This window comes from Pseudomonas sp. Y24-6, assembly GCF_020295325.1.
In the GTDB taxonomy this organism is placed as follows: domain Bacteria; phylum Pseudomonadota; class Gammaproteobacteria; order Pseudomonadales; family Pseudomonadaceae; genus Aquipseudomonas; species Aquipseudomonas gregormendelii.
Genome location: NZ_JACBXG010000014.1, coordinates 44,604 through 57,771 on the forward strand (window position 1 = coordinate 44,604; position 13,168 = coordinate 57,771).

Sequence of the window (13,168 nt, forward strand, 5' to 3'; positions counted from 1 at the left end):
CTCTTCAGTCGGCTCAGCCGCGCGCGATAACCGCTGCGTCAGCTTCGACCTTCTCGGCCGCTTTCTGGCGGATCAAGCGTTCAAGCTCATCCACCAGATTGTCATTCGTCAGTTTCTGCGACGGCTTGCCGTCGATGTAAATCAGGTTCGGTGTACCGCCGGTCAAGCCGATATGGGCTTCCTTGGCTTCGCCGGGGCCGTTGACCACACAACCGATCACCGCGACATCCAGCGGCACCAGCAGGTCTTCAAGGCGCCCTTCCAGCTCGTTCATGGTCTTGACCACATCGAAGTTCTGCCGCGAGCAGCTCGGGCAGGCGATGAAGTTGATACCACGGGAACGCAAGTGCAGGGATTTGAGAATGTCGTAGCCGACTTTCACTTCCTCGACCGGATCAGCCGCCAACGAGATGCGAATAGTATCGCCAATCCCTTCGGCGAGCAGCATACCGAGGCCCACGGCGGATTTCACCGTGCCTGAACGCAAACCACCGGCTTCGGTAATGCCCAGGTGCAACGGCTGGACGATTTCCTTGGCCAGCAAACGGTAGGCTTCGACGGCCATGAACACGTCGGAGGCCTTCACGCTGACCTTGAAGTCCTGGAAATTCAGGCGTTCAAGGTGCTCGACGTGGCGCAGGGCGGACTCGACCAGCGCAGCCGGCGTTGGCTCGCCGTACTTTTTCTGCAGGTCTTTTTCCAGGGAACCGGCGTTGACCCCGATGCGGATCGGAATCCCGCGATCACGGGCGGCATCGACCACCGCACGCACGCGGTCTTCGCGACCGATGTTGCCCGGGTTGATGCGCAGGCAGTCAACACCCAGCTCAGCGACACGTAACGCGATTTTGTAGTCGAAGTGGATGTCGGCAACCAGCGGCACCTTCACCAGCTGCTTGATCTTGCCGAACGCCTCGGCAGCGTCCATGTCCGGTACGGAAATGCGCACGATGTCGACGCCCGCCGCTTCCAGACGATTGATCTGGGCCACGGTGGCCGCGACGTCGTTGGTATCGCTGTTGGTCATGCTCTGCACAGCGATAGGGGCATCGCCGCCCACGGGCACATTACCGACCCAGATCTTGCGCGATTCGCGACGTTTGATTGGAGATTCGCCGTGCATGACTTATTGACCCAACTTCAGGCGAGCAGTCTCGCCACTGGTGAACGGAGCGACATCAACCACCTGCCCGTTATAGCTGACCTGCGCGCCACGGGCGTAACCCAGACGCACGGCAAAGGGTGGCTTGCCGCTGACGGAAACATTTTCGCCTTTACGCTTGAGACCACTCAACAGCACCTTGCCGGTGCCATCGGAAACTTGCGTCCAGCAATCGGCGGTGAATTGCAATGAAACCTGGCCTTGGCCGGCCACTGCCGCAGTCGGTGCAACGGCAGCAGCACTTGGCGCAACCGGCGCAGTCACCACAGGCGCTGGCACGGCAGGAACGGCAGGAGCAGGAGTCGCCGGGGTCGCAGCGGCCGGCGCAGGGTTTGGCACAGGCGCGGACGGTGTGGTCGGTGTGGTCGGTGCAGGGGCCGGGGCAGTCGCTTCAGCTTGCGCCGCAGTGTTGCCCTGCGGCAGTGCCAGCGCGGTGCCGCCCTCGGCCTGACCTTCCACGACGGCCTGGTCTTCCGGCTCGTCCAGCGGATGGATCTGCGTGGTGCCATCGGCACCTTCGACTTCGACGTGCTCCGGGCTCAAGGTCGTCAGGTCCTTGGCACGCTGGGAGGTTTGATCCTGCCACCAGAAGAAACCGCCGCCGATCACGGCAACCAGCAGCAACAGGCTGACGATTCGCAAAATGGTATGGGAAACCCGCACCGGCTCTTCGATACGGCCCAGGCTGTGCACGTTGCTGCCCTGGGAATCGGTGCCGGTGGATTGGTCGAATTGCTGGACGAGGGCGGTCTGGTCCATGCCGAGCAACTTGGCATAGGCACGGATATAACCCCGCGCAAAGGTATGCCCCGGCAGCTTGTCGAATGCGCCGGCCTCAAGATTGGTCAGGGAATTGACGGTGAGGTTGAGCTTGAGCGCCACTTCAGCCAGCGACCAGCCATTGCTTTCGCGGGCCTGGCGCAAGGTTTCACCGGGGTTAACGCGATTCGCTGCTACAACTTCGGGATGCGCCGCTTTCATCATTGCTCCGACAGGTATTGCTGATATTCCGGCGTACCGGGATAGAGTCGTTTTAGTTGCAGGCCATAACTGGCAGCCTTGTCGCGATCTTCAAACACTTTTGCCAGCCGAATGCCGAGCAATAGACTACGTGCATTTTGTTCGGTGAGCAGGCTAAAACGATCGTAATAGTCACGCGCGGGCACATAATGCCTGTCTTCGTACGACAACTCAGCCATTTCCAGCAAAGCGCGTGGCTGTTGACGATTCAAGCGCAAGGCTTTTTCCAGTTGCTGCAGCGCCAGGTCACGCTCTCCAAGCTTCGCAGCGGTCATGCCCAGGTTCTCGAACACTCGCGAGCGCTCAGGATACAGGGAGTCGGAAGCGGCCTGTTCGAAGCGTTCGTAGGCGTCCTTGTAACGCTTCTCTTCGTAAAGAAAACTACCGTAATTGTTCAGGATACGCGCGTCGTTGGGGCGCGAAGACAGTGCCTTGCGAAAATGCTCGTCGGCCAGTTCCGGCTCCATCTCGGCCTGGAACACCAGGCCCAGTGCAGCATTCGCGTCAGGATCCGAACTGTTCAGGTCCAGGGCCTTCTTCAACGGCACCTTGGCGCGCTCCGTCATGCCCTGCTGCAGATACCCCAGCCCCAGCTGCACGTAGGCAGCACGCGCTTCGTCGCGGCCTTTGCTGGTCTTCATCGGGTTGTAGTCACCCGACAGGACACAACCAGCACACAGGCTGGCCATCAGCAATAGCAGCGCAAAGCGCAGGGACATAGAGATCCTCTCTTACTTTATTTCGCGGCGTTCTGTGCGATATCGTTTTCGGCGCTCAACTCGCGCACGGCGATATAACGTTCGCTGCGACGGGTGCGATCCAGCACCTGCCCTACCAATTGGCCACACGCGGCATCAATGTCTTCACCGCGGGTGGTGCGTACGGTGACATTGAAGCCGGCATGGTGAAGCTGATCCTGAAAACGGCGAATCGCGTTGTTGCTCGGGCGTTCGTAGCCGGAATGCGGGAACGGGTTGAACGGAATCAGGTTGATCTTGCACGGGATGTTCTTGAGCAGCTCGATCATCTCGACCGCGTGCTCGACCTTGTCGTTGATGTCCTTGAGCAAGGTGTACTCGATAGTCAGCACGCGCTTTTCGCCCAAGGACGACATGTAGCGCTGGCACGACTCAAGCAGCATCTTAAGCGGATACTTCTTGTTGATCGGCACCAGTTGATTACGCAATGCGTCATTGGGTGCGTGCAAGGACAACGCCAGGGACACGTCGATGTGCTTGGACAGCTCATCGATCATCGGCACCACGCCCGAAGTGGACAGGGTCACGCGGCGCTTGGAGATCCCGTAGCCCAGGTCATCCATCATCAGATGCATGGCGGCCACGACGTTGTCGAAGTTCAGCAGCGGCTCACCCATGCCCATCATCACCACGTTGGTGATGGCACGGTCGGCGGTCGCCGGGATGCTGCCAAACGATTTATTGGCAATCCACACCTGGCCGATGACTTCGGCGGCGGTGAGGTTGCTGTTGAAACCTTGCTTGCCGGTGGAGCAGAAGCTGCAGTCCAGGGCACAGCCAGCCTGGGACGAAACGCACAGAGTGCCGCGCTTGCCCTGGGGAATGTAGACGGTCTCGACGCAGCTGCCGGACGCCACACGCACGACCCATTTACGGGTACCGTCGGTGGAGATGTCCTCGCTGACGACTTCAGGACCGCGAACTTCGGCAATAGCCTTGAGCTTGTCGCGCAAGGCCTTGCTGACGTTCGTCATGGCGTCGAAATCATCGACGCCAAGGTGGTGAATCCATTTCATTACCTGACCGGCACGGAAACGCTTCTCCCCGATCGAGTCGAAGAATTTTTCCATTTCCTGTTGAGTCAGACCCAGCAGGTTGGTTTTTACAGTCGATGTAGTCATGGATTCACCTTCACTCTTAAGCCAATGCTTAGCGAGTGGTTACTTCAGTAGCTGCGAAGAAGTACGAGATTTCGCGAGCAGCAGCGGCTTCGGAGTCCGAACCGTGTACAGCGTTGGCATCGATCGAATCAGCGAAGTCAGCACGGATGGTGCCGGCAGCAGCTTCTTTAGGGTTGGTAGCGCCCATCAGCTCACGGTTCAGAGCGATAGCGTTTTCGCCTTCCAGAACCTGGACAACAACCGGGCCGGAGATCATGAAAGCAACCAGGTCGCCGAAGAAACCACGAGCGCTGTGCTCAGCGTAGAAGCCTTCGGCTTCGGCTTTGGACAGCTGCTTCAGTTTCGAAGCTACAACGCGCAGGCCGGCTTTTTCGAAACGAGTGGTGATCTCGCCGATGACGTTTTTTGCAACAGCGTCAGGCTTGATGATGGAGAAAGTACGTTGAACAGCCATGGTGTAACTCCAGAAACGATAATTTGTGAAAAATTAAACCCGCGAATTATACGCGGGTTCTTGGGTATTGCCTAACCTGCGAGGACGATCAGTCGGCTTCTTCGATCCAAAGCGCCTGAACCGCTTCCAACACCTTCTCGCCACAGCGGCCGGAGGTGTTGTCAAAATCGGGAAGTTCCATGATCCATCGCTGCAGGTCTACGAAATTGACCGACATTGGATCGACATCCGGCTTGGATTCGGCCAGTTCTTCTGCAATGCGCTGAACATCATTCCAACCATAACTCATGACAGTAATACCAATCAGTGCGGCGCTTCGGCAGCGTGGTTGAGCGAATACTTCGGGATCTCGACGGTGATGTCTTCTTCACCAACAATAGCCTGGCACGCCAGGCGCGATTGCGCTTCCAGACCCCAGGCGCGATCGAGGAAGTCTTCCTCCAGCTCGTCAGCCTCTTCCATCGAGTCAAAACCCTCGCGGATGATGCAGTGGCAGGTCGTGCAGGCACAGACGCCGCCGCAGGCGTTTTCCATCTCGATGTGGTGCTCGTGCGCCAGATCCAGGATGGAAGTACCCGGCTCAGCCTCGACCACCATGCCCTCCGGGCAAAATTTGTCGTGGGGCAGAAAAATGACCTGCGGCATCAGATATCCTCGATTTCATTCAGATTGCGCCCCGACAGAGCGGCTTTCACCGTCAAATCCATACGGCGGGCAGCAAAGGCATCGGTCACTTGCGACAGACGCTTGGTCTGCTGCTCGATGGCGTAACCATCGGTACCTTTCATCAGTTCGGTCAGTTCCTGAACCTGCATGTCGATGACCATGCGCTCTTCGGCGTCGAGCAGGCGCTCGCCATCGACCTCAAGGGCCGCCTGCACCGCCTCGATCAGGCGCTGGGCGTCGACCTGCTGCTCGCGCAGTACGCGGGCCACCTTGTCGTCATTGGCATGCTGGAACGAATCCTTGAGCATCTTGGCGATTTCGCCGTCGGTCAGGCCGTAGGACGGCTTGACCTGGATGCTGGCTTCCACGCCCGAACCCAATTCACGGGCCGAAACGCTGAGCAGGCCGTCGGCATCGACCTGGAAGGTCACGCGAATTTTCGCCGCACCCGCCACCATGGCCGGAATGCCGCGCAGCTCGAAGCGCGCCAGGGAACGGCAGTCGCTGATCAGCTCGCGCTCACCCTGCAGCACATGGATCGCCATGGCCGACTGGCCATCTTTGTAGGTGGTGAAGTCCTGGGCACGGGCAACGGGGATGGTGGTGTTACGCGGAATCACCTTCTCCATCAGGCCGCCCATGGTTTCCAGGCCCAGGGACAACGGAATCACGTCCAGCAGCAGCAACTCACCACCATCGCGCTTGTTGCCTGCCAGGGTATCGGCCTGGATCGCGGCACCGATGGCCACCACTTGATCCGGGTCGATTTCAGTCAGGGGCTGACGACCAAAGGCTTCGGCCACTGCTTCGCGAACACGCGGCACACGAGTCGAACCGCCGACCATGACCACTGCGTGCACTTCTTCAAGCTCGATACCCGAGTCGCGCACCGCCCGGCGACAGGCTTTCAGGCTGCGAGCGACCATCGGCTCGATCAGCGCATTGAAGGCTTCACGGCTCAGTTCGGCTTTCCAGTCGCCATAGGCCACTTCAACCGATGCAGCATTGGTCAGCGCTTCCTTGGCCGCGCAGGCGGTTTGCAGCAGGCTGCGTTGCGCACCCGGGTCGAGATCGGCAGACAAACCGGCGCTCTCGATGATCCAGCCGGCAATCGCGTGATCGAAGTCATCGCCGCCCAGGGCGCTGTCGCCACCGGTGGCCAGCACTTCAAAGACACCGCCGGTGAGGCGCAGGATCGAAATATCGAAGGTGCCGCCGCCCAGGTCATAAATGGCGACCAGGCCTTCGGCATGCTGATCCAGACCGTAGGCCACCGCAGCCGCCGTTGGCTCATTGAGCAGGCGCAGCACGTTAAGGCCGGCCAGCTTGGCCGCATCCTTGGTGGCCTGGCGCTGGGCATCATCGAAATAGGCAGGAACGGTAATCACCGCGCCGACCAGCTCGCCACCCAGGGCCGCTTCAGCGCGCTCGCGCAACACCTTGAGGATATCGGCAGAGACTTCAACCGGGCTTTTCGGCCCCTGGATCGTCTCGATGAACGGCATGTGCGACTCGCCACCGACAAAGCGGTACGGCAGTTGGTCGCCCAGTTGCTTGACGTCGGACAGACCACGACCCATCAAGCGCTTGACCGACAGCACGGTGTTCAGGGGATCGGTGGCGGCAGCCAGCTTGGCCGACTCGCCCACTTCGACACGGTCGGCGTGGTAGCGCACGGCGGACGGCAGGATGACCTGCCCGTCAGCATCGGCCAGGGGCTCGGAAAGACCACTGCGCAATGCAGCGACCAGCGAATTGGTAGTGCCCAAGTCGATCCCCACAGCCAGACGACGCTGGTGCGGTTGAGGACTTTGGCCGGGTTCGGCGATCTGCAGTAGGGCCATCGTTATCAGGACTTATCTGTATATCAGGCGTGCGACCGGAGCGGCACTGGGTTAATCGTCGAGGCGCTCTTCTAACTGGCGCACTTCGTAGGTGAGCTTGTCAAGAAACTGCATGCGTCGCATCAGGCGTTCGGCCTGATCACGGTGCGCTGCATCATCCCAACAGGCTGCGAAGCTTTGGTTCAGTTCATCCTGGGCGAGCTTCAGGCGGCGCTTGAACGCTGCAACACCGTCCAGATCGGACAGGTCTTCGAGCTCTTCACGCAGCTCCATCTGCTGCAGGAGGAACTCCGGATCATGCACCGTGACCTCCAGCGGCAACTCGCGACCACCCATGGCGAGCAGGTATCGCGCGCGCTTCGGGGGGTTCTTGAGCGTCTGGTAGGCCTCGTTGAGGCTCGCGGATTGCTCCAGCGCCAGCCGCTGCTCGCGCTCGGAAGCGTCTGCAAAGCGGTCCGGATGAACACCGCGCGCCAACTCACGGTAGCGCGTGGCCAGCTGGTCGAGGTCCAGGTTGAAACTCGGCTGCAGCTCAAATAAAGCGAAATGACAAGGAGTACCCACGATCAGCCTCAGATATTGAAGCTTTCGCCGCAGCCACATTCACCGCGCACGTTGGGGTTGTTGAACTTGAAGCCTTCGTTCAACCCTTCCTTGACGAAGTCGAGCTCGGTGCCGTCCAGGTAGGACAGGCTCTTGGGGTCGATGATCACTTTCTCGCCGTGACTCTCGAACACCTGGTCCTCTGCAACCACCTCGTCGACAAACTCCAGCACGTAGGCAAGGCCGGAACAGCCCGTGGTGCGAACACCCAGACGAATCCCCTCACCTTTGCCGCGCCCGTCAAGGGAGCGTCGCACGTGTCGAGCAGCCGCTTCTGTCATGCTGATAGCCATCGTTGACTCCTTACTCGTCGCCCAATGCTTAGATCAAGCCTTTCTTCTGCTTGTAGTCGCGAACGGCCGCCTTGATGGCGTCCTCAGCGAGCACGGAGCAGTGAATTTTTACCGGTGGCAGCGCCAGCTCTTCAGCCAGCTGAGTGTTCTTGATGGTCTCTGCTTCATCCAGAGTCTTGCCTTTCATCCACTCGGTCGCCAGGGAGCTGGAGGCGATCGCCGAACCGCAACCGTAGGTCTTGAACTTGGCGTCTTCGATGATGCCTTGCTCGTTGACCTTGATCTGCAGGCGCATCACGTCGCCGCACGCCGGAGCGCCGACCATGCCGGTGCCGACATCAGGGTCTTCCGCGTCCATCTTGCCGACGTTGCGCGGGTTCTCGTAGTGGTCGATGACCTTTTCGCTGTAAGCCATGATTCTTAATCCTCACTCATCAGAGAGTCGCTCTTGAGCCCTGCTGCCCGAAGGTTGGCAGGGCCGGTTTGCGGCGACTTGAAATCAGTGTGCCGCCCACTCGATTTTCGAAATGTCGACACCGTCTTTGTACATGTCCCACAGCGGCGACAAAGTGCGCAGCTTGGTAACGGCCTCGCAGACTTTCTGCGCGGCGTAGTCGATTTCTTCTTCGGTGGTGAAACGACCGAAGGTGAAGCGAATCGAGCTGTGTGCCAGTTCGTCGTTGCGGCCCAGGGCGCGCAGTACGTACGAAGGCTCAAGGGATGCCGAGGTGCAGGCCGAACCGGACGAAACCGCCAGGTCCTTGAGCGCCATGATCAGCGACTCGCCTTCGACGTAGTTGAAGCTCAGGTTCAGGTTGTGCGGTACGCGGGCGGTCATGCTGCCGTTGACGTACAACTCTTCCAGGCCTTCGACCTGTTTGAAGAAGCGGTCGCTCAGGGCTTTGATGCGCACGTTTTCGGCAGCCATGTCTTCCTTGGCTACACGGAAGGCTTCACCCATGCCGACGATCTGGTGGGTCGCCAGGGTGCCGGAGCGCATGCCACGTTCGTGACCGCCCCCGTGCATGGTCGCTTCGATGCGCACACGCGGCTTGCGGCTGACGTACAGCGCGCCGATACCTTTAGGGCCATAGGTCTTGTGCGCCGAGAACGACATCATGTCGACTTTCAACTTCTGCAGGTCGATCTCGACCTTGCCAGTGGACTGAGCCGCGTCAACGTGGAACAGGATGCCCTTCGAACGCAGCAGTTCGCCGATGGCTTCGATGTCGTTGATGGTGCCGATTTCGTTGTTCACGTGCATGGCCGACACCAGGATGGTGTCATCACGCAGTGCTGCTTCAATCATGGCCGGCGTTACCAGGCCGTCAGTCTGAGGCTCGAGATAGGTCACTTCGAAACCTTCACGCTCCAGTTGGCGCATGGTGTCGAGGACAGCCTTGTGCTCAATCTTGGTGGTGATCAGGTGTTTGCCCTTGGTCGCATAGAAATGCGCCGCGCCCTTGATTGCCAGGTTGTTGGACTCGGTGGCACCGGAGGTCCAGACGATTTCACGTGGGTCGGCATTCACCAGGTCGGCAACCTGACGGCGAGCGTTTTCGACCGATTCTTCGGCTTTCCAGCCAAACACGTGGGAACGGGACGCCGGGTTACCGAAGTTTCCGTCGACCAGCAGGCATTCACTCATTTTTTGCGCTACCCGCGGATCAACCGGGGTGGTCGCAGAGTAATCAAGGTAAATCGGCAATTTCATGGACTATCTCCTAAATCAGGCTGGCTGGCGTGCCGCTAGCTCTTTGGCTGTCATTCGACGGCGGACGCTTCAATCTTGTCCAGGCGCGGCGCCTTGCTGTTGCAACGACGCTGGTCCTGACGCTGGGCTACTTCTTGTACCTCACGGCGAGTGACAAGATCAGCCAAGCTGATACCGCTCAGAAATTCGTGGATCTGCAAGCTCAAGTCGCACCACAGGTGGTGGGTCAGGCAGGTATCGCCTTGATGGCAATCCCCTTGGCCCTGGCACTTGGTGGCGTCGACCGATTCGTTCACCGCATCGATCACCTGGGCTACCTGGATGCCCTGCATGTCGCGCGACAGCTGGTAGCCGCCGCCCGGACCGCGGACGCTGGAAACCAGGTTGCTACGACGCAGCTTGGCGAAAAGCTGCTCGAGGTAGGACAGGGAGATGCCTTGGCGCTCGGAGATATCGGCCAGGGACACCGGCCCGTGCTGCGCGTGCAACGCCAGGTCGAGCATGGCGGTCACGGCGTATCGGCCTTTTGTAGTCAGTCGCATGGACAGTTACCACGGAGTTCGGAATGGGGCGAGTATGCAATTCCCGAGTATTTAAGTCAACTATAAGACCTAGTACTTTAGTCAGGATTACCCGCAAAAGAGCGGCGGTATCATAGCAAAGGCTGGCCATTAACAGCCAGAGATAGCGAGTCGACTTCAATCGCGGGCAAGCCCGCTCCCACAGGAATTTTCGGTGCGCGCAAAATCTGTGCATCATCCGAGAACCTGTGGGAGCGGGCTTGCCCGCGATGAAGTCGGCCGGGTTTAACCGGCCTGACTCTGATCCTTATCCTTCACGCACGCGAAATCTTCTTCGCGCAGCTCAGGCAGATCCTTGGCGCAATAATTACTGCCCAGATCCTTCAGCGCGCCGCACATCCCCTCCAGGCGCCCATCCACTGCCTGCAGATGATCCAGCAACTGGTTGATGGCGCGAGCTACCGGGTCGGGCATGTCTTCGCCAACGCCGTAGGCATCAAAGCCGATCTTCTCGGCCATGGCCTTGCGCCGGGCATCCTGCTCTTCATCGGTCTTGACGATGATCCGCCCCGGAATCCCCACCACTGTCGCGCCTGGCGGCACGGCCTTGGTCACCACGGCATTGGAACCCACCTTGGCCCCCGCGCCCACAGTGAACGGCCCCAGCACCTTGGCGCCGGCGCCAACCACCACGCCGTCTTCAAGGGTCGGGTGGCGCTTGCCTTTGTTCCAGCTGGTGCCACCCAGGGTCACGCCCTGGTACAGCGTGACATCGTTGCCGATCTCGGCGGTTTCACCAATGACAATGCCCATGCCGTGGTCGATAAAGAACCGACGCCCGACCTTGGCCCCCGGATGAATCTCGATACCGGTCAACCAGCGACCAAAGTTCGACACCAGCCGCGCCAGCCACTTCAGCTCGGCGCGCCACAGGGCCGCCGCCAGCCGATGGATCCAGATGGCATGCATGCCCGGATAGCAGGTCAGGACTTCGAAGGCGTTGCGCGCTGCCGGATCACGATGGAAAACACTCTGGATATCTTCACGCAAACGCTCGAACATTTTTAATCCTTCCGCTTTAGAAGCTCACCACGGGCCGCTTTTTGGGTTTCCGTGAGGATGCCACGCAATATATTCATTTCCGCCCGGCTGACCGAGCTTCGTCCGTACAACCGACGCAGGCGCGCCATCAAGTGACGCGGTTTTTCCGGATCGAGGAATTCGATGGCCACCAGGGTCTGCTCCAGGTGCTCATAGAATCGCTCCAGCTCATCCATGGTCGCCAGCTCGCCACTTTTAGTGGAAGCCACCTCATCCTTCTCGACCTTGCTCGGCTGGCCTTGAGCCGCGAGCCAGGACATGCGCACTTCATAACTCAACACCTGCACCGCGGCCCCGAGGTTCAGCGAACTGAACTCAGGGTCTGATGGGATGTGCACGTGATAATGACATCGCTGCAGCTCTTCGTTGGTCAGGCCGGAATCTTCACGACCGAACACCAGGGCGATCTCGGCGCCCTGCCCGGCCTCCTCGACCACTTTCGTCCCGCATTCGCGCGGATCGAGCAGTGGCCAGGGGATGCGCCGGTCGCGGGCGCTGGTGCCGAGCACCAGGTTGCAGCCCACCAGGGCATCTTCCAGGGTGGCGACAACCTGGGCGTTTTCCAGGATATCCCCGGCGCCGGAAGCCCGGGCATCGGCCTCGTGGTGCGGGAACAACCGTGGCTCAACCAGCACCAGCCGCGACAGGCCCATGTTCTTCATGGCACGCGCAGCCCCGCCGATGTTCCCGGGATGGCTGGTATTGACCAGGACGACACGAATGTTTTGCAGCAAGGGAGGCGCTCTCGAACACAATAAAGGGGAGCCGAATCTTACAGCGCCTACTACCGTTAAGCTATGAAAGCGAACGTCGTCCTTCACCTGTAGAAACTTTCTGATAGAATGCCCGGCTTTCTTTAACAACCTTAGGTGACACATCCATGCAGCCCATGCTGAATATCGCGCTGCGCGCCGCCCGCAGCGCCAGTGAATTGATCTTCCGCTCCATCGAGCGCCTGGATACCATCAAGGTCGACGAAAAAGACGCCAAGGATTACGTATCCGAGGTAGATCGCGCTGCCGAGCAGAAAATCATCGACGCGCTGCGCAAGGCCTACCCGAATCACTCGATCATGGGTGAAGAAACCGGCATGCACGCCGGCACCGGTATCGAAGGCGAAGAATACCTGTGGATCATCGATCCACTGGACGGCACCACCAACTTCCTGCGCGGCATCCCGCACTTTGCAGTCAGCATTGCCTGCAAATACCGTGGCCGCCTGGAACACGCAGTGGTTCTGGACCCGGTTCGCCAGGAAGAATTCACCGCCAGCCGTGGTCGCGGCGCCCAACTGAACGGTCGTCGCCTGCGCGTCAGCGGCCGCACCAGCCTGGACGGCGCCCTGCTGGGCACCGGCTTCCCGTTCCGTGATGACCAGATGGACAACCTCGACAACTACCTGGGCATGTTCCGCGCCCTGGTTGGCCAGACCGCCGGCATCCGCCGCGCCGGCTCGGCGAGCCTTGACCTGGCCTATGTCGCTGCCGGTCGTTTCGATGCATTCTGGGAGTCGGGCCTGTCCGAGTGGGACATGGCTGCAGGCGCGCTGCTGATCCAGGAAGCAGGCGGTTTGGTGAGCGACTTCACCGGCGGCCACGACTTCCTTGAAAAAGGCCACATCGTTGCCGGCAACACCAAGTGCTTCAAGGCAGTGCTGACGGCGATCCAGCCGCACCTGCCAGCCTCGCTGAAGCGCTAAGCTTCAAGCGACGAAAAAAAGGCACCCTTCGGGGTGCTTTTTTTATGCCTGCAATCCGACTCCGCGCTTACCACCACCCCATATAGGAGCGAGCTCGCTCGCGATGGCCGTCAACGGTAGCGCGGGCTTCCAGAATGAACGCGGTTACTGGTAGTTATTCGCGACCAGGCTCGCTCCTACAGGGCATTGGTGGCATCCGCATATTCGGGGCA

16 protein-coding genes are annotated in these 13,168 nt (G+C 59.8%); 1 reads left to right on the plus strand and 15 read right to left on the minus strand.

The features are described 5' to 3' along the window. Positions 1 to 13 precede the first annotated feature (13 nt). The 15 genes from ispG to trmJ form a co-directional block, all read right to left on the minus strand. On the minus strand, positions 14 to 1,123 hold the full coding sequence (gene ispG, locus HYI44_RS23475; protein ID WP_045057725.1) for a flavodoxin-dependent (E)-4-hydroxy-3-methylbut-2-enyl-diphosphate synthase: 1,110 nt from the start codon (positions 1,121 to 1,123) through the stop codon (positions 14 to 16). A gap of 3 nt (positions 1,124 to 1,126) precedes the next feature. Further along, a complete protein-coding gene (locus HYI44_RS23480) occupies positions 1,127 to 2,143 on the minus strand; it encodes a helix-turn-helix domain-containing protein (protein WP_225570636.1) in 1,017 nt (338 codons plus the stop codon). Continuing rightward, positions 2,143 to 2,901, minus strand: coding sequence for a type IV pilus biogenesis/stability protein PilW (gene pilW, locus HYI44_RS23485; protein WP_122837624.1), 759 nt, complete (start codon positions 2,899 to 2,901; stop codon positions 2,143 to 2,145). The genes HYI44_RS23480 and pilW overlap by 1 nt, the downstream gene beginning before the upstream one ends. Before the next feature lie 17 nt (positions 2,902 to 2,918). Continuing rightward, on the minus strand, positions 2,919 to 4,061 hold the full coding sequence (rlmN, locus tag HYI44_RS23490; RefSeq protein WP_225570637.1) for a 23S rRNA (adenine(2503)-C(2))-methyltransferase RlmN: 1,143 nt from the start codon (positions 4,059 to 4,061) through the stop codon (positions 2,919 to 2,921). Positions 4,062 to 4,089: 28 nt separating this feature from the next. Further along, positions 4,090 to 4,515, minus strand: coding sequence for a nucleoside-diphosphate kinase (gene ndk / locus HYI44_RS23495; protein WP_007916882.1), 426 nt, complete (start codon positions 4,513 to 4,515; stop codon positions 4,090 to 4,092). Positions 4,516 to 4,603: 88 nt separating this feature from the next. Continuing rightward, positions 4,604 to 4,804, minus strand: a complete 201-nt coding sequence (gene iscX / locus HYI44_RS23500; RefSeq protein ID WP_122837622.1) for a Fe-S cluster assembly protein IscX — start codon at positions 4,802 to 4,804, stop codon at positions 4,604 to 4,606. Positions 4,805 to 4,818: 14 nt separating this feature from the next. Further along, positions 4,819 to 5,160, minus strand: coding sequence for an ISC system 2Fe-2S type ferredoxin (gene fdx, locus HYI44_RS23505; RefSeq protein WP_045057720.1), 342 nt, complete (start codon positions 5,158 to 5,160; stop codon positions 4,819 to 4,821). After that, positions 5,160 to 7,025: a Fe-S protein assembly chaperone HscA gene (gene hscA / locus HYI44_RS23510; protein ID WP_225570638.1), complete on the minus strand. Its 1,866-nt coding sequence runs from the start codon at positions 7,023 to 7,025 to the stop codon at positions 5,160 to 5,162. The genes fdx and hscA overlap by 1 nt, the downstream gene beginning before the upstream one ends. Positions 7,026 to 7,076: 51 nt before the next feature. After that, positions 7,077 to 7,589 (minus strand): co-chaperone HscB, encoded by a 513-nt coding sequence (gene hscB, locus HYI44_RS23515; RefSeq protein ID WP_122837620.1) that lies wholly within the window; start codon positions 7,587 to 7,589, stop codon positions 7,077 to 7,079. A gap of 8 nt (positions 7,590 to 7,597) precedes the next feature. After that, positions 7,598 to 7,921 (minus strand): iron-sulfur cluster assembly protein IscA, encoded by a 324-nt coding sequence (iscA, locus tag HYI44_RS23520; RefSeq protein WP_028620147.1) that lies wholly within the window; start codon positions 7,919 to 7,921, stop codon positions 7,598 to 7,600. A gap of 28 nt (positions 7,922 to 7,949) precedes the next feature. Continuing rightward, complete coding sequence (gene iscU, locus HYI44_RS23525; RefSeq protein WP_003443374.1) at positions 7,950 to 8,336, minus strand: Fe-S cluster assembly scaffold IscU; 387 nt, start codon at positions 8,334 to 8,336, stop codon at positions 7,950 to 7,952. 84 nt (positions 8,337 to 8,420) lie between these two features. Continuing rightward, entirely contained in the window at positions 8,421 to 9,635 is a 1,215-nt protein-coding gene (locus HYI44_RS23530) for an IscS subfamily cysteine desulfurase (protein ID WP_045057717.1), read from the minus strand. Between the two features lie 50 nt (positions 9,636 to 9,685). Further along, positions 9,686 to 10,177 carry a Fe-S cluster assembly transcriptional regulator IscR gene (gene iscR / locus HYI44_RS23535; protein WP_007903581.1) on the minus strand — a complete coding sequence of 164 codons (492 nt, stop codon included), beginning with the start codon at positions 10,175 to 10,177 and terminating at the stop codon, positions 9,686 to 9,688. Between the two features lie 264 nt (positions 10,178 to 10,441). Continuing rightward, positions 10,442 to 11,218 (minus strand): serine O-acetyltransferase, encoded by a 777-nt coding sequence (gene cysE / locus HYI44_RS23540; RefSeq protein ID WP_045057716.1) that lies wholly within the window; start codon positions 11,216 to 11,218, stop codon positions 10,442 to 10,444. A 2-nt stretch (positions 11,219 to 11,220) separates the two neighbouring features. Then, positions 11,221 to 11,991: a tRNA (cytosine(32)/uridine(32)-2'-O)-methyltransferase TrmJ gene (gene trmJ / locus HYI44_RS23545; RefSeq protein WP_122837619.1), complete on the minus strand. Its 771-nt coding sequence runs from the start codon at positions 11,989 to 11,991 to the stop codon at positions 11,221 to 11,223. Between the two features lie 146 nt (positions 11,992 to 12,137). Between trmJ and suhB the strand changes: the two genes are divergently transcribed. Further along, the gene (suhB, locus tag HYI44_RS23550) at positions 12,138 to 12,956 is read left to right on the plus strand and encodes an inositol-phosphate phosphatase (protein ID WP_008014726.1); all 819 of its coding nucleotides are present in this window, start codon (positions 12,138 to 12,140) and stop codon (positions 12,954 to 12,956) included. Positions 12,957 to 13,168: the final 212 nt, after the last annotated feature.

What these genes read in the sequence shown, in the direction of transcription:
- ispG (WP_045057725.1), bottom strand. Translation starts at nt 1,123, where the DNA reads ATGCACGGCGAATCTCCAATCAAACGTCGCGAATCGCGCAAGATCTGG.
- HYI44_RS23480 (WP_225570636.1), bottom strand. Translation starts at nt 2,143, where the DNA reads ATGAAAGCGGCGCATCCCGAAGTTGTAGCAGCGAATCGCGTTAACCCC.
- pilW (WP_122837624.1), bottom strand. Translation starts at nt 2,901, where the DNA reads ATGTCCCTGCGCTTTGCGCTGCTATTGCTGATGGCCAGCCTGTGTGCT.
- rlmN (WP_225570637.1), bottom strand. Translation starts at nt 4,061, where the DNA reads ATGACTACATCGACTGTAAAAACCAACCTGCTGGGTCTGACTCAACAG.
- ndk (WP_007916882.1), bottom strand. Translation starts at nt 4,515, where the DNA reads ATGGCTGTTCAACGTACTTTCTCCATCATCAAGCCTGACGCTGTTGCA.
- iscX (WP_122837622.1), bottom strand. Translation starts at nt 4,804, where the DNA reads ATGAGTTATGGTTGGAATGATGTTCAGCGCATTGCAGAAGAACTGGCC.
- fdx (WP_045057720.1), bottom strand. Translation starts at nt 5,160, where the DNA reads ATGCCGCAGGTCATTTTTCTGCCCCACGACAAATTTTGCCCGGAGGGC.
- hscA (WP_225570638.1), bottom strand. Translation starts at nt 7,025, where the DNA reads ATGGCCCTACTGCAGATCGCCGAACCCGGCCAAAGTCCTCAACCGCAC.
- iscA (WP_028620147.1), bottom strand. Translation starts at nt 7,921, where the DNA reads ATGGCTATCAGCATGACAGAAGCGGCTGCTCGACACGTGCGACGCTCC.
- iscU (WP_003443374.1), bottom strand. Translation starts at nt 8,336, where the DNA reads ATGGCTTACAGCGAAAAGGTCATCGACCACTACGAGAACCCGCGCAAC.
- HYI44_RS23530 (WP_045057717.1), bottom strand. Translation starts at nt 9,635, where the DNA reads ATGAAATTGCCGATTTACCTTGATTACTCTGCGACCACCCCGGTTGAT.
- iscR (WP_007903581.1), bottom strand. Translation starts at nt 10,177, where the DNA reads ATGCGACTGACTACAAAAGGCCGATACGCCGTGACCGCCATGCTCGAC.
- cysE (WP_045057716.1), bottom strand. Translation starts at nt 11,218, where the DNA reads ATGTTCGAGCGTTTGCGTGAAGATATCCAGAGTGTTTTCCATCGTGAT.
- suhB (WP_008014726.1), top strand. Translation starts at nt 12,138, where the DNA reads ATGCAGCCCATGCTGAATATCGCGCTGCGCGCCGCCCGCAGCGCCAGT.